An 18,288-nucleotide genomic window follows, 5' to 3' on the forward strand; every position below is an offset into this window, starting at 1 on the left:
AAATTTTCTTTTTTTATGTAAAAATCATTACAAAAGTACTGTATACTTTGACAGAAAAGGGCTATGATAAGCTCTCTGAATGCGAACATCAGTTGTAATGCAAACAGATGAGAAACTTCCGGCTGATGACCTGATACCAGCCCGAGTTCTAAAGAGAAACGACCAATTGAGGATATCCCGTTATAACGGGCATTGTGATTTATGATTGTTGAATTAGGCGAACGTCTCAAAGCCAGACGAGAGAGTTTAGGGCTCACCCAGGACATGCTGACAGCCCGAGTGAAAGAGATAGATTCATCTCTGAGTCTGAACCGGATTACGATCAGTCAGATCGAAAACGGGATTCAGTCGAGTATGAAAGACCGCTTATTACTGGCAATGTCTAAAGCATTAGAATGCTCACCGGAATGGATTGTATACGGAACCGACTCAGCCAATAGTGATATATCGTCTTCTTCTTCACAGGCCAATGTGAGTAATGGTCCCTCAGCATCAGCGATGTGTCCGGTGATATCCTGGGTCAAAGCCGGTGATTTTTCCGAAGCAGTCACACCTTACGCCCCCGATGAATACGAATATTATCCCTGCCCGGTGCATAGTGGCCCGGGAACTTATATTCTCAGGGTCCGGGGAGATTCAATGGAACCCCGGTTTGAGGAGAACGACCTGATATTTATCGATCCGAATCTGGTAGAACCCGAGCACAACAAGTTCGTCATTGCCATGCTGACCGATTCAGCAGAAGCGACATTCAAGCAGATACAGGTCATTGATAATAAAAAATTTCTAAAAGCTCTCAATCCATCCTATCCACCGGAACTACGCTTCTTATCCATCAATGGCAATTGTCAGATTATTGGTACGGTGATTGCCCACATGAAGCCAATCTAGATTTTAGAACTCAATGTAAGTTAATTTACATTACAACTCCGCATATGCAAACAGAAAAGCCAACAGATAAACTGTTGGCTTTATATCAATCTAAACGACTCACAGTAGAGGCTTCAATATATCGAGGATAACCCGAATGTATCTGCTCTAATCGTGATACATATAATCCCGCGTCAGTGGCAGAACATATCGATCTGCTTTTGTTGCCACGATCTGATGCAGCGCAACCCAATTGTGATGAAATGCATGAGCACATCCTGCCAGATAAACCCGCCAGATCCGGAACTGTTTATCATCAACCATGGTTTTCAATTGTTCACTTTGTGCCTCAAACCGGGCAGCCCAATGCTCCAGAGTCATCGCGTAGTGGTGTCGTAAATTTTCAATATCAACAGGTTCCAGACCCGCAATCGCCATCTCTTTTAAAACCAGACCAATGTGAGGCAATTCACCATTCGGGAAAACATAACGATCAATAAACTTTCCGGCTCCGGATGGTGCTGAACCGGATTTAGGATCTGTGGTGGTGATCCCATGGTTCATCATGACGCCATCCTCTGCCAACAACGAATTCAATTTAGAAAAATACTCATTCAGGTGTTTTAATCCGACATGTTCGAACATACCAACACTGGTAATCCGGTCAAAGGTACCATGAACATCCCGGTAATCGAGCAAGTGAACTTCACAAACTGATTCCAGTCCCGCAGCCCGAATACGTTTCTGTGTTTCCAGGTATTGCTGTTCAGAAATGGTGATTCCCGTCGCTTTCGCCCCAAACTTCTGTGCTGCCCTGATGATTAACGCTCCCCAGCCACACCCGACATCCAGCAAAGTTTGCCCGGGCTGGAGCTGAATTTTATTCAGAATATGGTCTATCTTTTGCTCCTGAGCCAGATCCAGCGAGTCATCCATGGTTTTAAAATAACCACAAGAATAAACCATATTCTTATCGAGCCATGCCTGATAAAACTCATTTGAAACATCATAATGATAAGAAATTGACTCTGAATCGAGTTTACGCGTGTGATGATAGCGCCGGGAACCGCCATGTTTCCCGGTATAGTTAGATCCATATGCAACTAACTGGTTGGCAATTTCAACCACATCCATGACTTTACCTTTGACATGGAGTTTCCCTTCGACATATGCATGACCCAACTTATCCAGTGATGGGTTAATTAAATGTTTTAATGAAGAAAAGTGTGGTACTTCAATAACGACTTTGGGCTCATCCGTCAGGTGAACCTCACGACCATTCCATAACTGGATGGTCATTGGCAGTGACTGGCTGTCACTAATCCGATCTATAAATTTCTCAAATTTTCTTTCCCAGAACATACTTCTGTCTCCTATGTCTGACGACACTAGGCTACGAAATACTTCAGGCAATATAATGGCCCGGTATAAACAACTTTACATAATCCTGTTGCTAATGAACTCTCTATTCCCTATTTCGTACCTCTAATCGGTTATCCTACGCCCGTTGTTCTGAAAAATCTATTCTTGTTACATCAAAAGTTGTGGCATATATCACCTCAAAATATATGTGCCTTTATTAATATTTCAGATAAATATAGAACAATAAAATCGAGATATGCATCAAATATCTGGAAAGAAGATCAAAGAAGTGGAATAAGTAAGGGAAGCCGAAGCTCCCCCGTAGAAAATAACTGTTCTGTTTACACCAGTCCGGTTTACAGAACCATGCCACCAAAAATAAAGCCGAATGTGACAGCAGAAGCAATTGTTACAACGCCCGGAATAAAGAATGGGTGATTAAAGACATACTTACCGATCCGGGTTGAACCGGTATCATCCATCTCTACAGCTGCAAGAAGTGTCGGATAGGTTGGAAGCACAAATAACGCACTCACCGCAGCAAAAGAAGCAACAGCTGTTAATGGTGCAACACCGATCGCCAGTGCTGCCGGCATCAGCGCGGTTGTTGTCGCACCTTGTGAATAAAGCAACATCGAAGCAAAGAAAAGTGTAATTGCCAGCATCCACGGATATTGTTCGAGAATATGAGCAGACAGCTGCTTAATTTCGTTAATATGACCGGAGACAAAAGTATCACCCAGCCAGGCTACACCAAGAACGCAAACACAAGCACTCATCCCGGATTTAAACGTTGAAACCGATGTAATCTTTGAAGCATCAATCTTGGTAAACAGAATGATTGCCGTTGCTGCCATCAGCATGATTGCCATAATTGCCTGATTCCGGCCAATGGCAGGATCCGTGATAAGACCGACAGCTTTACTAATCATCGTCGCATAGGCAACCACTGCAACAATCGCAATGACAAAAATGTAAACCGACATTTTTGCAGAAGGCAGAATGTCACGTTTTGTAGCGCCACGCACTTTAATCAAGCCTTTTTCCAGACGTTCCTGATAGATAGGATCATTTTCCAGATCGCCTCCCAGGAAGTTAGCAACAAAAGCACCGACCATACAGGCTGCGAAAGTTGTCGGGATACAAATCGCCAGTAAAGTCAGATAACCAACACCCAGCGGCTCAAGAATTCCGGAGAAAAAGACGACAGCAGCTGAAATCGGAGAAGCAGTAATTGCAATCTGTGATGCAACAACTGCAATAGAAAGCGGACGGGAAGGTCTGACTTTTTGCTCTTTAGCAACTTCAGCAATAACCGGCAACGTCGAGAATGCAGTGTGTCCGGTGCCTGCCAGCAGCGTCATCAGAAAAGTGACGATTGGCGCATAAAAGGTAATCTGTTTCGGATTTTTTCTTAGAAATTGCTCAGCCAAATCAACCAGCCAGTCCATACCACCGGCAACCTGCATTGCCGCAATTGCGGTAATGACTGACATAATGATCAGAATAACGTCTACCGGGATGGTTCCTGCATTCATTCCCAGCCCCATGGTCAAAATAATCACACCTGCTCCACCGGCAAATCCAATGCCTATACCGCCAATTCTGGCTCCGAGAAAAATGAAGAGCAGGACAATCAACAGCTCTACTGCTACCATGATGATACCTCGTTAAGTTATTGTAATTTAATTAATAATTCTTATTCCAATATTGAATAATCACTTGGTGGGTCAATTGATAGCAGATCCATTGCAAGAACCCATCACAAACTAAAATCCCTTACCGTTCCGGAAATTGAATATAAAGACTTTAATTTACGAACACCGTCTTGCTTTTTGTCACAGGAAATCAGACGATAGCTAACTTCCTCATCACAAAAATATATTTATGAAATGAATACTCTCCATTAATTCACAAATAGCAAACACTCTATTCCTATATTTGAAACAATCGATTTAACTTTAATAAGTTTCTATTTAAATAAATTCCTATTCATGAACTACATAATGAATAAATTATTATTTGATGTTGTTTCATATCGTAACAACATCATGAAAAAGATAGGAATCCTGGCAGGTTAGCCTGAAAAGAGGAGACTAACTGATAAGAGCGGGAAACTTCTCTCATGCTACCCATCTAAGGATCCTTAGTTTATTATCTCGGAAATCACAAACTGATTACCTTTTAGTAAAATATAAGAATCCTTTCTGCAAAAAGATTAGTTTAAAAATCTATCCTGATTTTGAAGCACATCATACCGCACCAACATAAAAATAATAGTACTCAGATCACCTTTTTGGTGCATCGTTTTATTGACTAAAAAATAAATAACCAAAGTTTGATCTGAATGAAATAATCAGTACACATAAAAAAACCAGCACAATAAATATTGTGCTGGTTCTGATAAATAAATTGATTTGAATCAATCAACCATTACGATAAATATAACTATATGCATTAATTGCAGGAACACCACCTAAATGTGCATATAGTACTTTTGAACCTTTCGGGAAAAAGCCTTTCCGGGTCAGATCAATCAATCCCTGCATTGATTTTCCTTCGTAGACAGGATCAGTCATCATACCTTCCGTCCGGGCGGCAATCCGAATTGCATCGTTGGTTTCTTCGGATGGCACTCCATAAGCCGGATAAGCGTAGTCATCAATAATGATGATATCTTCTTCGGAAATTTCCTGTCCAAGTTCAACTAAATCTGCCGTATTCCGGGCAATGCGCAAAACCTGCTCATGATTTTTCTCCGGCGTTCCCGAAGCATCAATGCCAATCACCTTTTGTGCTCTGCCGTCTGCTGCAAAGCCGACCACCATACCGGCCATTGTTGAACCCGTCACCGTACAAACCACAATATAATCGAATTTGATCCCCATTTCGGCTTCTTGCTCGCGAACTTCTTCAGCAAATTGCACATATCCCAATCCACCATATTTATGCTCTGATGCACCGGCAGGAATCGGATAAGGAACACCACCATTTGCTTTCACATCTTCAATCGCATTTTCCCAGCTTTCCCGGATGCCAATATCGAATCCCTCATCGACAAGCTCAACATCTGCACCCATAACCCGGCTCATCAGGATATTCCCGACCCGATCATACACAGCATCCTGAAACGGCACCCAACTCTCCTGAACCAGACGACATTTCATACCAATTTTGGCCGCAGTTGCCGCAACAAGACGGGTATGATTTGACTGTACACCACCGATTGTGACTAGTGTATCTGCACCACTGGCAATGGCATCCGGAACAATATATTCCAGCTTACGAATTTTGTTTCCACCAAAGGCAAGACCACAGTTGCAATCTTCCCGTTTTGCGTAAATTTCAACATCTCCGCCAAGAAATTCACTGAGACGGCTGAGTTTTTCAATCGGAGTTGGGCCAAAAGTGAGCGGGTAACGTTCAAACTTGTCTAATTTCATGCCAGATTTCCTTTATATAATGCGTTGATTCCGAGAAGTTCTAATAAAAGATATGCTTCTAGACTACCCAATCTGAAATGAAATGTGCTTCCTATTTTTATTGAAATTTTTCATATAAATTTTACATAAAGAAAATAAATCGTTACTTTAATGAAAAATATGACATAAAAGTGGAATAAATCATCATGGACAAATCACTGGACAAGGTAGATCTGAAGCTGCTCCGCCTGTTGCAGCAAGATGGCAGAGTAAGTAATGCGGAGCTGGCAGAAAAAGCCAACATCAGCCCGGCAACCTGTCACCGGCGAGTTGAACGCCTGTTCAGTCAAGGGGTGATTCAGTCGGTCAGGGCAGAAATAAATCCACAGGACATTCATCTGGGAGCTTTGGTTATTGTTGGTGTCGTACTGGATCGTTCGACACCGGAGAGTTTTGCCGAGTTTGAAGCAGCAATTGTCCGCTTGCCCGTCATTATTGACTGTCAGCTGGTCGCTGGTGAATTTGATTATTTTCTCCGGGTACGAGTCAATGATATGGCAGATTTCAACCAGCTTCATGCCAGTCAGCTGATCGCCCTGCCCGGAGTCCGGCAAATCCGGACTTTCTTTGTAATGAAAGAGGTGATTCAGCACGCACCGCTACGCTTCTAAGCGTCCGTTGCGTAGCCTTTCCCCTCAATCAGCAGCTTCGAAAATCACGATGAAAGCATATAAAAAAACGGGACTTTATGTCCCGCCTTTTCATATTTAAGCAATGTATGAAATATTCAGAAATGTAACTGGATCACAGAGACGACAATACAGCCGGGCCGGCGTACACCCTCGATCTCAACTCTGATTTCACGCTCAACTTCCAGCCCTTTACGCACCGGAGTCACTTTCGTCAGGATACTTTTCGCCCGAACCCGATCACCAGATTTTACCGGATACGGAAAACGAACCTGATTCATCCCAACGTTCACAACCATTTTTGCCGTAGGAAACAACGAATCATCCGGATCGACACTATCTGTAAGTTTCGGTAGCAGCGCCAGGGTTAAGAACCCATGCGCAATCGTAGTCTTAAACGGTGACTCAACCGATGCCCGCTCAGGATCCGTGTGAATCCACTGTGTATCTTCAGTCACATGACCAAATTGGTTAATGCGTTCCTGATCGACATGCAGCCAGTCTCCGACGTGGATCACTTCACCGATCTTCTGCTGTAACTCATCGTACAATGTCTGCGCTTCCGACGTTAACTTCATAGGTTCCTGCCGGAAGAGTGCAGATTCCCGCTTTAACGCGGCGGTTTCTGCATCAGTTGGCAGATTAACGTCTTCATTCACCGCTGGCTGATGAAAATCTCTGATCCAGGAAAACAGGTGAAAATGGTTCGTTTTTGTCAGTAACTCTTCCCAATATTCGCGCATAGCTGGTGGCATTTTCTGCATCAGCTCAGCATGCTGCTTACTCAACATTTCACCACGTTGTTTGAACAGTTCAACGACTTTCATCTCAACTCCTTGCTTCATCTTAATGAAGTCAGTAACAGTTTGATTTTGAACCACTTCACATAAAGGTGCAAATACTTTCGGGCGTACATGCGTTAACTAAACACGACATTTTCTATACTTTACATGGAGTTACAAATAAAACACCATTTTATTAGAAGTGTAATTCACAACAGGTCTTATGTGTTTGTGATGACAGAAATTATTCCCATCAATACGAAGTTTTTCTATTTTTTATCTTCTAATTCAAGTAAATAGAAAACTTATCACTCCTGTCATACAGGATTCACAAAGATCTGCTGAGAAAATAACCTTTCTGCCATAACATTCAAAATCAGTGCCAGCACGCTTATTTTTTCTCTGGTACGGGGCCATGTACAATATTTCAACAACATACAGCCAGCTTATAGCAGATGGATCACCGTGTTGACGAGCCTCCCGCCAGAAATACGACGGCCCTCCTGTTGCCACCACACGCTATCCAATCCTATAAGCGGCCAAAATGTGCCGATAATGATTTAAAAACAGCAATTATTGCTAGGACGGTCATCTCTGTCATCATCAATACTATGTCCCTAACGAGAAGATGCGTTATCGTCTCTTTCAGTCACACCATGACTGTTTTCCGGAGCGGTACTCACATTGAAACAACCATCCTTCAGGGATAACAAAGAGTGAAATCATGCGGGACAATCTATACAAAACTGTCGATGAGCGAATTCATCAGGTATGCCACTATATTGAAAATCATCTCTGTGATGATCTGACACTTGATCATCTGAGTCAGATTGCGGCACTGTCCCGGTATCATTTTCATCGTGTCTTCTCAGCCTACATTGGAATGAGCGTTGCCAGATATATTCAGTTAATGCGACTGAAACGGGCATCCATGCAGTTAGCCTTCGAAACGGATTTACGGGTGATCGATATTGCCCTGGACGCAGGTTATGACAGTCCGGAATCTTTTGCCCGGGCTTTTAAAAAAACCTTCGGTCAGTCTCCGTCCGGATTCCGAACCGCACCTGAATGGCTCAACTGGCATGCTCAATTCCAGTCACACAAACAACCTTGGGGAGAACAACACATGCATGTTGAAATCAAAAATTTCAGTGAAGCCAAAATCGCTTTCATTACCCATCAGGGGCCGATTGAGCTGGTTTATGAAACAGCAACACAATTTATTGCCTGGCGTAAAGAAAGCGGACTATCACCAGTGAGCACATCAAAAACATACGGAATCCCTTATGGCAACCCAGATGTTGTTGCCCCGGAAGCATTTCGTTTTGATATCGGAGGCTCGGTTGAGCAGGATGTTCCGGAAAACACATACGGTGTTCAGACAGGAACAATCCCCGGAGGCCGCTGCGCGGTTATTCGTCATAAGGGGAGTCATGACCGGTTGGGAGAGTCTATTTACTATCTCTACCGGGACTGGTTACCCCAAAGTGGTGAAACACTGCGTGATTATCCTTGTTTCTTTCACTATCTCAACCTGATAAACGAGGTACCCGAGAGCGATTTAATCACCGATGTTTATCTGCCGATCCAATAATATTTTTCCCCCTGTCTTGCAGGGGGTTCCGGTTTTATATCTCCCAGCACCCGGATGTTTTAAGACTCAGGATCCAACTTCACTTCTTCTCATCCATTGCTTTTGCCTATTACAGATATCGGTCCGGCAGAAAAAATATTTTGCTATGCTCAGTAGACAAGATAACAATTTGAAATGATAATTATTATCATATAGAGTAATTCATTATCGTTCCTGAAGGTTACAAATTGTATGAAAAAACATCTGTTTACCGCGTTCTGTTTCATTCTGATGCTGTCACCCGGACAAAGCTGGGCAAAGTTTAAAGTGATTACCACATTTACGATTATTCAGGACATGGCGCAGAATATTGCCGGAAATGCCGCTGATGTTGTTTCTCTGACTAAACCCGGCGCAGAAATCCACAATTACCAGCCGACGCCGAAAGATATTATCAAAGCGCAGTCTGCCGATCTGGTGTTGTGGAATGGCCTGAATCTGGAACAATGGTTTCAGCGCTTTTTCTCCAATGTAAAAGATGTCCCTTCAGTCGTTGTCAGTGAAGGAATTCAGCCCCTTTCGATCTATACCGGTCCTTATAGCGGCAAGCCCAATCCTCATGCATGGATGTCGCCGCAAAATGCACTGATCTATGTAGAAAATATCCGTAAAGCACTGGTGAAGTATGATCCGGAACATGCTGAAACTTACAATCATAATGCCAGCGTTTATCAGGAAAAGATCACACAGCTGAATCACCAGATCCACACGCAACTTGCTGCCGTTCCTGAAGAAAAACGCTGGCTGGTCACCAGTGAAGGTGCTTTCAGCTATCTGGCGCGGGATTATGGCTTAAAAGAAGCCTTTCTCTGGCCGATTAATGCCGATCAGCAAGGTACACCACAGCAGGTCAGAGGCCTGATTGATACCATTCGTCAGCATCACATTACCGTGTTATTCAGTGAAAGTACCATCTCTGACCGCCCGGCCAGACAGGTTGCCAGAGAAACCGGGGCTGCCTACGGTGGTGTTCTTTATGTCGATTCTCTTTCAACCGGCAGCGGTCCGGTCCCGACATACCTTGACCTGCTCCGGGTCACAACCGATACCATTGTCAGAGGATTACAACCATGACATATCAGCCTGTCAGTCTTGAAGCAACACAAGTCAGTGTGACTTACAATAATGGTTTCAAAGCAATTCACGATGTCAGCTTTCGCCTGCAGGGTGGAACGATCTGTGCTTTGGTCGGTGTCAACGGCGGCGGTAAATCCACGCTGTTTAAAAGCATTATGGGGCTGGTCAAAACCTCTCAGGGAGAAATCCTGCTGTCCCGGCAACCGATCCGGCACGCCCTGAAACAAAATCAGGTCGCCTATGTACCGCAAAGTGAGGATATTGACTGGAATTTCCCGATTCTGGTCCGGGATGTCGTGATGCAGGGGCGCTACGGTTTCATGAACTTTCTGCGTCGTCCCAGTACTGTGGATAAAGACAAAGTCCGGCAGGCCATGCAGCGCATGGGGATTGAAGATCTGGCAGGCCGCCAGATTGGAGAACTCTCCGGCGGTCAGAAAAAACGTGTTTTCCTCGCCCGGGCACTGGCACAGGAGAGTCAGACGATTTTACTCGATGAACCGTTTACCGGTGTCGACTTCACCACTGAAGAAGCCATTATGAATCTGCTGCGGGAGTTGCGGGAAGAAGGCCATCTGATTCTGGTATCGACGCACAATCTGGGCAATATTCCCGATTACTGCAATGAAGTGGTTTTTATCAACCGGACCATCGTTGCTGCCGGAAACATTCAGGATACGTTTACACAGCAGAATCTGGTGGCAACTTTCGGCGGCGTCCTGAAACATGTCGGCATCCTCGGTGAAACGCTCCATCAGGACGATGATGAACGTTCAGTCACCATTATCTCTGACCACGAAAAACCAGCGGTTTTCTATGGTAAAGATCACCAGAACGCTACGCTGATCCGGGACAGACAATCTCCGGAACAGCCTCACCATACGCCGAGGTAACGTTATGCTGGATTTGCTTCTGGAACCCTTACAATATCAATACATGCAGCACGCCATTTTCAGCAGTTCAATTGTCGGTGCCGTTTGCGCATTCCTGTCGGCCTTCCTGATGCTGAAAGGCTGGTCTCTGATTGGTGATGCCCTGTCTCATTCTGTCGTCCCCGGCGTGGCCGGCGCCTATGCACTGGGACTGCCATATTCGGTCGGAGCATTTATTGCCGGTTTTCTTGCTTCACTGGGGATTGCATTGCTCCGGACGCTTTCTCATCTGAAAGAAGATGCCATCATCGGCTTCATTTTTACCACCTTCTTCGCCGCCGGTTTACTACTGGTATCACTCAACCCGACATCGATTAATATCGAAGGTATTATTTTTGGCAGCATTCTGACGGTCAGCCAGTCCGACTTAATCCAGATGCTGATCATCGCCGGTATTTCGTTTGTGGTACTGGCTCTGTTATGGAAAGACCTGATGCTGGTTTTCTTTGATGAAACTCAGGCATCGTCCGTCGGTCTGTCTCCTACGGTTTTGAAAGTGGTTTTCTTTACCATTCTCAGCGCCTGTACTGTAGCGTCCCTGCAAACCGTCGGCGCGATTCTGGTGATAGCGATGGTGATTACGCCGGGAGCAACAGCCTATCTGCTGACCGATCGGTTCGGTCTGTTACTGATCATTGCGATTACTCTTGGATTTATCACCAGTGCCTTTGGCGCTTACCTCAGTTACTACCTCGATGGTGCAACCGGTGGCACTATTGTACTGATTCAGACACTCATTTTTTTCTGTGCCTTCTTTTTTGCTCCGAAATACGGTGTTCTGGCAAACCGGAGAAGTGCGAAAAAACGTGTTGAATCCGGTGAAGAAATACAACACAGACAGCATGTCAGGTGGTCATGATGGATAATCTTATACAGTGGTTCAGTGAACCCTTCCAGTTTGAATTCATGCGGCGGGCTCTATGGGCCGGACTGGCAGTCGGCGCTGTCTGTGCCGTTCTTTCCTGCTATCTGGTGCTGAAAGGCTGGTCACTGATGGGAGATGCGATTTCTCATGCCGTGTTACCGGGGATCGTGATTGCCTATACGCTGGGAATCGCCCTGCCCATCGGCGCGTTTATCTCAGGTCTTGCCTGCGCATTAATGAGTGGCTATATCAAAGAAAACTGCCGGGTTAAAGAAGACACCGTAATGGGCATTGTCTATTCCGGGATGTTCGCACTGGGTCTGGTTCTGTTTACCAAAATAGAAACCGAGCAACACCTGCTGCACATTCTGTTCGGTAACATGCTCGGCATTCAGGATTTTGAATTTACCCAGACAGTCACCCTGTCGTTGATCGTCTTCGCGATTGTAGTCACGTTCAGAAAAGACTTTTTACTCTACTGCTTTGACAAAAGCCACGCCCGGGTTGTCGGATTACCTGTGGTGCTAATTCACTACAGCCTGCTGGTTCTGCTGTCACTGACCATTGTCGCAACCATTCAGGCCGTCGGTGTTATTATGGTTGTCGCGATGCTGGTTTCTCCGGGAATTACCGCTTTTGTCCTGACCAGACAGTTTAGTCATATGATGTGGATCGCACTAGGCGTGTCTCTGAGCTCCATTGTGCTGGGCATTCTGGTCAGTTTTCATATCGACGGCGCAACCAGTGCCTGTATCGTTCTGGTTCAGGCATGTTTCTTTTTGTTGGCGCTGGTCGCATCAAAAGTAATAACCCGGACTGCCGCACAACACGAAATACCACCAGAAACACATGTCAGTCCATCGCATTAAATATTCCCATCAGGAAAAATACCGCCATAACGGCGGTATTTTTAGGGTAAGCAGTATGTTTAATCATTAACCTGCCGCCCAGAGCAGCACAGCAATAACCTGCGGCGTTAAGATCCTCAGACACATCACCAACGGATAGACCGTTGCATAGGCCAGCGATGAGGCGCCGCTGGTGGCATGCATGGCATTGGCAAATGCCAGCGCCGGTGGATCGGTCATCGAACCAGCCATCAAACCACAAATGGTCAGATAGTTCACTTTCCCGAAGAAACGGGCGAACAAACCGACACTAAGCAGAGGAATCAGTGTAATCGCAATCCCGTATCCCATCCATGTCAGTCCGTCACCATCGACCATGGTGGAGAAGAAATCACCGCCAGAGCTGATCCCGACCACCGCTAAGAAGAGAACAATACCAATTTCCCGTAACGCCAGATTCGCACTGGGCGGCATAAACCAGTAAAGACGCCCGATACTGCCGATTCTGGCCAGAATGATCGCCACAATTAACGGGCCGCCGGCTAATCCCAGTTTCAGCGGTGCCGGCAGATGCGGAAGCTGGAATGGAATCGAACCCAGCAGCACACCCAAACCAATTCCGATAAAAATAGGCAACATCTGTACATGATGCAGTTTACTCGCTGCATTTCCGATCATTTTACCGACATACTCGATATCTTCTTTCTGACCGACAATATACAAAATATCCCCGAATTGCAGTACCGAATCCTGACTGGCAACCAGTTCGACCCCGGCCCGGTTCAGGCGTGAAATGACGACATTGTGCTTGTATTTGAGGCTCAGCTCACCCAAATGCTTACCGAGAACCTTCTCATTGGTCACCACCACCCGATCGCTTTTCAGAACCGTTCCTTTGGTCGACAGAGATTCCGAAACCTCCCGGCCGACAATCAGTACAGCTTTATGCAGCAGCTCCTGACGGTCACTGACAAAATGCAGATAATCACCGACATTCAGAATGGTGTCTTCTCCGGGAACCACCAGATTACCCTGAGTTTTCATTCTTGAGCAGACAACACCCTGACCGATCAGCGTGACCAGTTCAGCAAATTTCATCTTGTCCATATTGGGGTTTTCGATCATCACGTTAACCGACAGCAGGTCTCTGCCTTTCCCCTGACTACGGCTGTCATAGGCTTCAGCCTCTTTATCGACATTGATTTCAAACACGATCCGGATAATCCACATCGACAGCAAGATACCGATAATCCCGAAGGGATATGCCATCGCATAACCCAAACCCAGCATATCGACCTGACTATCGATTTCTCCCAGTTCATGCAGGATCTGCTGTCCTGCTGCCAGAGAAGGCGTGTTCGTCACCGCCCCGGAGTAAATTCCGAGGAAAATATGCAACGGAATATTGAAGATAAAATGGAGCACAACGGCAGTCAGGCCACCGATGACGACGATTCCGGCAGCCAGCCCGTTCAGCTTCAGACCACTGCTTTTCAGAGATGCAAAGAATCCCGGCCCGACCTGAATCCCTATAGTGTAAACGAACAGGATCAAACCAAATTCTTTAATAAAATGCATAGCATGACTATCAAGGTGCCAGCCAAACTGATTGATGAAATGCCCGACGAAAATACCGCCAAACAGCACACCACCAATACCGAGTCCGACTCCTTTGATTTTCAAGCCACCTAACCACAACCCAATCACTGCCACCAGGGACAGGACGAGTATTGAGAGTGCGACTTCGCCCATAGTTATTACTTCCGTTACCAGATTTAAAAAATGAAAAAATTAAATTTATTTGCACTGAATAAAATATTTTTGAATTTTGTAGAGCGTGCAAAAATAAATGTTCTGAAAATAAGTCTATAACCTTCGATCTGTCCTATTTTTGACAGAGGTTAAAAATTGAAACATTAGTCAGACTTCAGGAAAAGGAAGTTTTCAATTTGTGAGGACAATAGGTTTTGCGATTCAATTCAATGATTTTCCGGCATTTAATCGTTTCGAAAAAATGAGAAGTGTTCCTGTTAATTATCTGAGAAAATCTACCAGAAAACATCTCACCAGCTCAAAAAAAACCTATTGATTTTATACACTTTAACTGATAAGTTCAGTTAAATATATCTATGTAAATCATATGGATATATTTAATAACAAGACGATAATCCAAGCGATTATTCTATTTTATGCAAACAATGCACAATTATGGCTATGGAAATACAATGAAAAAATTATCTCTATTATTATTCGCAACACTTCCTTCAACAATGGCTTTTGCCGGTACTCATTCGGTTCCTTTTGCAATTCCGGGTAATCAGTATTGTGGCGGAACTCATACTTCTGATATGTCTCTTTCTGTTTCCAACTTAAGCAGCCATGAAGCAACCATCAAACTTGATTTGTATGATGGGAATGGCAATCAATTAAATCTTGAAGGGACGGAGAACAGCGGCATACAATCGAATATTATACCGGGCACCGAAATGACCATTGCGCCCTATACAACCGTTCATTATCACAAAGGCTATGGCACATTCAGCAATACTCCAACCGATTGTAATCGTGCTTACCGGGGAGAACTGACGAATTTAAACACTGATGCTCAGATCATTGCTTCCGGCTGGATCTCCGGCTTTGCTGGTAATGGTCAGTATTATCGCTCCGGCTCTACCATTATTATCAATAACGGTCAGGCATTTTAATCCTACAATGCACAGAGCATGAGTTGCTCTGTGCATTTTTGACTTCCTTCCATGCCGGAAATAGTTATTCAGGTTGATTTAGTAGGCTGATGACACTATCCCGAATCACCAGTGTCGGTTCCAGATGAACCACCTGTGGATCGGCGGTCTGTTTTTCGAGACGGTTAACCAATGCTTCAACCGCAGCAGTCCCTAAACGGTGTTTCGGCTGGTGGATGGTCGTCAGAGAAGGTGTAACATACTTGGCAATGTAGATATCATCGTAACCGATAATCGACAGATCCTGAGGAATCCGGATGCCCCGGGTATGCGCTTCATTCACCACACCCATCGCCATCATATCGTTACCGACAAATATCGCACTGGGAAGTTTGCCGCGCTGACAGATACGCTGGAGTGCATCCGCACCACCATCACATTCAAAATTGGCTTCGGCGATCCATGCCGGGTTAATCGGCAACTTTGCGTCGGTCATGGCTTTTTTAAATCCTTCGTAACGCATATAAGCCTGATGCAGCTTCAGAGGACCAGTGATACAACCGATGTCGCGGTGACCGCATTCAATCAGATAATTGGTCGCCATAAACCCACCCAGCAGCGAGTTATCCTGAATTTTATCACAGGCAAAATGGACCGGGCCGCGATCCATCACCACAACCGGTATATCGGGGAAACGATCAAACGCATCAATATGTTCCCCTTCCAGTGCGGCGCACATCAGGATCAGACCATCAACCCGCTTTTCAAGCAACGTATTGATCGACTCTTTCATCCGATGACCATCGCCTTCGGTATTGCATAAGATGAGGTTGTAACCTTTCTGATAGCAGCTACGCTCAACACCTTTCACGACTTCGCCGAAGAACGGGTTAGTCGAGGTGGTCACCAACATACCGAGTGTCTTGGTTCGATTCATTTTGAGACTACGTGCCAGTGCAGAAGGCGCATAGTTCAGATCTTTCGCCGCCTGATTGACTCTGGCAGCAATTTCGTCACTGACGTAACGGGTTTTATTGATCACATGACTCACTGTCGATGTTGAAACACCTGCGCGTTTCGCAATATCTTTCATGGTTGCCATGTGATCTCTCCCTGTTCTTTATTTACCAGTGTCTTGCCCGGCAAGAAAAGTATCAACTTCCTGTCGGGAAGGAATGGAAGTCTGCGCACCGAAACGGGTCACGGAAATCGCCGCTGCCGCATGGGCAAAACGAATGGCATCATTGAGAGGTAAATCTTCCAGCAAACCTGTCACCAGAGCACCGTTAAACGTATCTCCGGCTGCCGTCGTATCCATTGCATCAACCCGGAATCCCGGAATCAGTTGTCCCTGGCCGTGTTCACTGAGCCAGACACCCTTTGCACCCAGCGTGATCAGTACTGTCGCAATCCCTTTTTCATGGAGGATCGCCGCAGCCTGCCCCGCACTTTGCTCATCAGTGACGGCAATTCCGGTCAGAACTTCCGCTTCAGTTTCATTCGGCGTGATCATATCAACACAACCAAGCAGTTCATCTGGGAGCACTCGTGCCGGTGCAGGATTGAGAATCACCTGAGTCGTATACTTTTTCGCAGCCTGAGCCGCCCGGATGACACCATCTAAAGGAGTTTCCAGCTGAGTCAGAAAGTAATCGGCCTGCTGAATCCGGGCCAGATCGCTGTCCAGCGCCTCAGCGGTGAGCAAAGCATTGGCTTCGGAAGAAATACAGATGGCATTTTCACCGCTATCGGTAACCTGAATCATCGCAATCCCGGTCGGGCAGTTCGGCTGCATCTTCACACCGGAAATATCCATCCCTTCCAGCTTAAAGTTTTCCCGGATATTGACACCAAACGGGTCATCACCCACGCTGGCAATAAAACTGATATCTGCGCCTAAACGAGCCGCGGCAACCGCCTGATTTGCCCCTTTCCCACCGGGAATCACCTGATAATCATGCCCATGAAGCGTTTCTCCCGGACGTGGAAAAGCAGGAATCCGCAACACATGATCAGCATTGACACTGCCAAGTACCACTAATTTACTCATAAGGTCTTCCTCGAAATCAGTTCAATATATGAAAGGTCTGAACTCTCGTAAAAATGCAGGCCTTACTGATATTGTCTGTCTGTATCAAGATCTTTGCCCGAGCTTCACTCGCAACAGCGAAGCAGAGAAGTAAGGTCAGCTACACCGGTAGCTGACCTCAATAAGCATTAGTTGCTGATCACTTTCAAAGGAACAGGAATATTGCTGCTAACTTTACCTCCTTTCAGTACTTTATCGGCAATATCAACACCCAATGCACCAATCACATCTGGTTGTTGTGCAATCGTTGCAGCCAGTTGACCACGCAGAACTGCTTTCATACCGTCATCTGTACCGTCAAAGCCAACAATCATCACTTTCTTGCCGGCAGCCTGTACCGCACGGATTGCACCCAGAGCCATTTCATCATTCTGAGCAAATACAGCTTGTACGTCAGGATTTGCAGCCAGCAGGTTTTCCATAACGTTCAGACCTTTTGTCCGGTCGAAATCAGCAGGCTGACTTGCCAGAAGGTTCAGGTGACGTTTTTCAACAGCTTTCATGAAACCTTCACCACGTTCACGGGCAGCAGAAGTACCGGCAATGCCTTCCAACTGGATAACTTTAGCATTGTCACCAGCTTTATCGGCAATAAAGTCACCGGCCATCTCACCACCGGCAACGTTATCCGATGCGATATGGCTGACCACATCACCATGGTTGGCACCACGGTCAAGGGTAATGACTGGAATGTTAGCTCGGTTTGCCATGCGAATCGCATTAGAAACCGCATCGGAATCAGTCGGGTTGATCAGAATGGCTTTCACACCACGAACCGTTAAATCTTCCACGTTAGAAAGTTCTTTACTCGGATCGTTTTGTGAATCCAGTACGATGAGGTTGTAGCCCAAATCTTTAGCTTTGGCTTCGGCCCCATCTTTCATGCTGACAAAAAATGGGTTGTTCAGAGTCGACAACACAATCGCAATGGTGTCCTGCGCCTGCGCTGCAATCGACATCGTAGACGAAAGTAAAGCTGTAGAGATCAGAGTAACTAGTTTTTTCATCTTCTTTTCCTTATTTTCAGGGTCTGAA

16 protein-coding genes are annotated in these 18,288 nt (G+C 45.5%); 8 read left to right on the forward strand and 8 right to left on the reverse strand.

The annotated features are described in order from the left end of the window. Window positions 1-201: 201 nt before the first annotated feature. Window positions 202-891: a S24 family peptidase gene (locus OCU74_RS19485; protein WP_087482099.1), complete on the forward strand. Its 690-nt coding sequence runs from the start codon at window positions 202-204 to the stop codon at window positions 889-891. Window positions 892-1,038: 147 nt separating this feature from the next. Here the strand turns inward: OCU74_RS19485 and OCU74_RS19490 are convergent, their stop codons facing one another. The 3 genes from OCU74_RS19490 to OCU74_RS19500 all read right to left on the reverse strand — a co-directional run bounded on the left by OCU74_RS19490 (window position 1,039) and on the right by OCU74_RS19500 (window position 5,675). After that, the gene (locus OCU74_RS19490; RefSeq protein ID WP_087482100.1) at window positions 1,039-2,232 is read right to left on the reverse strand and encodes an SAM-dependent methyltransferase; all 1,194 of its coding nucleotides are present in this window, start codon (window positions 2,230-2,232) and stop codon (window positions 1,039-1,041) included. 356 nt (window positions 2,233-2,588) lie between these two features. Further along, window positions 2,589-3,890 (reverse strand): anaerobic C4-dicarboxylate transporter, encoded by a 1,302-nt coding sequence (locus OCU74_RS19495; RefSeq protein ID WP_087482101.1) that lies wholly within the window; start codon window positions 3,888-3,890, stop codon window positions 2,589-2,591. A gap of 768 nt (window positions 3,891-4,658) precedes the next feature. Further along, window positions 4,659-5,675, reverse strand: coding sequence for a 1-aminocyclopropane-1-carboxylate deaminase (locus OCU74_RS19500; protein WP_087482102.1), 1,017 nt, complete (start codon window positions 5,673-5,675; stop codon window positions 4,659-4,661). Window positions 5,676-5,860: 185 nt separating this feature from the next. On the opposite strand from OCU74_RS19500, the gene OCU74_RS19505 reads away from it, so the two are divergent. Then, window positions 5,861-6,325 carry an Lrp/AsnC family transcriptional regulator gene (locus OCU74_RS19505; protein ID WP_087482103.1) on the forward strand — a complete coding sequence of 155 codons (465 nt, stop codon included), beginning with the start codon at window positions 5,861-5,863 and terminating at the stop codon, window positions 6,323-6,325. A 116-nt stretch (window positions 6,326-6,441) separates the two neighbouring features. Here OCU74_RS19505 and OCU74_RS19510 read toward each other — a convergent pair whose 3' ends face one another. Beyond that, window positions 6,442-7,170: a MaoC family dehydratase gene (locus OCU74_RS19510; RefSeq protein WP_087482104.1), complete on the reverse strand. Its 729-nt coding sequence runs from the start codon at window positions 7,168-7,170 to the stop codon at window positions 6,442-6,444. Between the two features lie 679 nt (window positions 7,171-7,849). On the opposite strand from OCU74_RS19510, the gene OCU74_RS19515 reads away from it, so the two are divergent. From OCU74_RS19515 to OCU74_RS19535, 5 genes are all read left to right on the forward strand, one after another. Continuing rightward, window positions 7,850-8,719 (forward strand): AraC family transcriptional regulator, encoded by an 870-nt coding sequence (locus OCU74_RS19515; protein WP_087482105.1) that lies wholly within the window; start codon window positions 7,850-7,852, stop codon window positions 8,717-8,719. Between the two features lie 231 nt (window positions 8,720-8,950). After that, window positions 8,951-9,832, forward strand: coding sequence for a metal ABC transporter substrate-binding protein (locus OCU74_RS19520; protein ID WP_087482106.1), 882 nt, complete (start codon window positions 8,951-8,953; stop codon window positions 9,830-9,832). Further along, the gene (locus OCU74_RS19525; RefSeq protein WP_087482107.1) at window positions 9,829-10,728 is read left to right on the forward strand and encodes a metal ABC transporter ATP-binding protein; all 900 of its coding nucleotides are present in this window, start codon (window positions 9,829-9,831) and stop codon (window positions 10,726-10,728) included. The genes OCU74_RS19520 and OCU74_RS19525 overlap by 4 nt, the downstream gene beginning before the upstream one ends. 4 nt (window positions 10,729-10,732) lie before the next feature. Beyond that, complete coding sequence (locus OCU74_RS19530) at window positions 10,733-11,626, forward strand: metal ABC transporter permease (RefSeq protein ID WP_087482108.1); 894 nt, start codon at window positions 10,733-10,735, stop codon at window positions 11,624-11,626. Continuing rightward, window positions 11,623-12,501 carry a metal ABC transporter permease gene (locus tag OCU74_RS19535; RefSeq protein ID WP_315972463.1) on the forward strand — a complete coding sequence of 293 codons (879 nt, stop codon included), beginning with the start codon at window positions 11,623-11,625 and terminating at the stop codon, window positions 12,499-12,501. Before OCU74_RS19530 ends, OCU74_RS19535 begins: the two co-directional genes overlap by 4 nt. A gap of 66 nt (window positions 12,502-12,567) precedes the next feature. On the opposite strand, the gene OCU74_RS19540 is transcribed toward OCU74_RS19535, so the two are convergent. Beyond that, window positions 12,568-14,232, reverse strand: a complete 1,665-nt coding sequence (locus OCU74_RS19540) for a putative transporter (RefSeq protein ID WP_087482110.1) — start codon at window positions 14,230-14,232, stop codon at window positions 12,568-12,570. A gap of 473 nt (window positions 14,233-14,705) precedes the next feature. Between OCU74_RS19540 and OCU74_RS19545 the strand changes: the two genes are divergently transcribed. Next, window positions 14,706-15,185: a hypothetical protein gene (locus tag OCU74_RS19545; RefSeq protein WP_087482111.1), complete on the forward strand. Its 480-nt coding sequence runs from the start codon at window positions 14,706-14,708 to the stop codon at window positions 15,183-15,185. Between the two features lie 64 nt (window positions 15,186-15,249). Here the strand turns inward: OCU74_RS19545 and OCU74_RS19550 are convergent, their stop codons facing one another. The 3 genes from OCU74_RS19550 to rbsB all read right to left on the reverse strand — a co-directional run bounded on the left by OCU74_RS19550 (window position 15,250) and on the right by rbsB (window position 18,260). Further along, a complete protein-coding gene (locus OCU74_RS19550) occupies window positions 15,250-16,266 on the reverse strand; it encodes a substrate-binding domain-containing protein (protein WP_087482112.1) in 1,017 nt (338 codons plus the stop codon). A gap of 18 nt (window positions 16,267-16,284) precedes the next feature. Beyond that, window positions 16,285-17,214 carry a ribokinase gene (rbsK, locus tag OCU74_RS19555; protein ID WP_087482113.1) on the reverse strand — a complete coding sequence of 310 codons (930 nt, stop codon included), beginning with the start codon at window positions 17,212-17,214 and terminating at the stop codon, window positions 16,285-16,287. A gap of 167 nt (window positions 17,215-17,381) precedes the next feature. After that, window positions 17,382-18,260 (reverse strand): ribose ABC transporter substrate-binding protein RbsB, encoded by an 879-nt coding sequence (rbsB, locus tag OCU74_RS19560; RefSeq protein ID WP_087482114.1) that lies wholly within the window; start codon window positions 18,258-18,260, stop codon window positions 17,382-17,384. Between the last annotated feature and the right edge of the window lie 28 nt (window positions 18,261-18,288).

The sequence above is a fragment of the Vibrio mangrovi genome, assembly GCF_024346955.1.
Lineage (GTDB): Bacteria > Pseudomonadota > Gammaproteobacteria > Enterobacterales > Vibrionaceae > Vibrio > Vibrio mangrovi.

Coding starts and splice junctions, on each gene's coding strand:
- rbsK (WP_087482113.1), bottom strand. CDS start 17,214: ATGAGTAAATTAGTGGTACTTGGCAGTGTCAATGCTGATCATGTGTTG.
- OCU74_RS19495 (WP_087482101.1), bottom strand. CDS start 3,890: ATGGTAGCAGTAGAGCTGTTGATTGTCCTGCTCTTCATTTTTCTCGGA.
- OCU74_RS19535 (WP_315972463.1), top strand. CDS start 11,623: ATGATGGATAATCTTATACAGTGGTTCAGTGAACCCTTCCAGTTTGAA.
- OCU74_RS19525 (WP_087482107.1), top strand. CDS start 9,829: ATGACATATCAGCCTGTCAGTCTTGAAGCAACACAAGTCAGTGTGACT.
- OCU74_RS19520 (WP_087482106.1), top strand. CDS start 8,951: ATGAAAAAACATCTGTTTACCGCGTTCTGTTTCATTCTGATGCTGTCA.
- OCU74_RS19540 (WP_087482110.1), bottom strand. CDS start 14,232: ATGGGCGAAGTCGCACTCTCAATACTCGTCCTGTCCCTGGTGGCAGTG.
- OCU74_RS19510 (WP_087482104.1), bottom strand. CDS start 7,170: ATGAAAGTCGTTGAACTGTTCAAACAACGTGGTGAAATGTTGAGTAAG.
- rbsB (WP_087482114.1), bottom strand. CDS start 18,260: ATGAAAAAACTAGTTACTCTGATCTCTACAGCTTTACTTTCGTCTACG.
- OCU74_RS19550 (WP_087482112.1), bottom strand. CDS start 16,266: ATGGCAACCATGAAAGATATTGCGAAACGCGCAGGTGTTTCAACATCG.
- OCU74_RS19505 (WP_087482103.1), top strand. CDS start 5,861: ATGGACAAATCACTGGACAAGGTAGATCTGAAGCTGCTCCGCCTGTTG.
- OCU74_RS19490 (WP_087482100.1), bottom strand. CDS start 2,232: ATGTTCTGGGAAAGAAAATTTGAGAAATTTATAGATCGGATTAGTGAC.
- OCU74_RS19545 (WP_087482111.1), top strand. CDS start 14,706: ATGAAAAAATTATCTCTATTATTATTCGCAACACTTCCTTCAACAATG.
- OCU74_RS19530 (WP_087482108.1), top strand. CDS start 10,733: ATGCTGGATTTGCTTCTGGAACCCTTACAATATCAATACATGCAGCAC.
- OCU74_RS19500 (WP_087482102.1), bottom strand. CDS start 5,675: ATGAAATTAGACAAGTTTGAACGTTACCCGCTCACTTTTGGCCCAACT.
- OCU74_RS19485 (WP_087482099.1), top strand. CDS start 202: ATGATTGTTGAATTAGGCGAACGTCTCAAAGCCAGACGAGAGAGTTTA.
- OCU74_RS19515 (WP_087482105.1), top strand. CDS start 7,850: ATGCGGGACAATCTATACAAAACTGTCGATGAGCGAATTCATCAGGTA.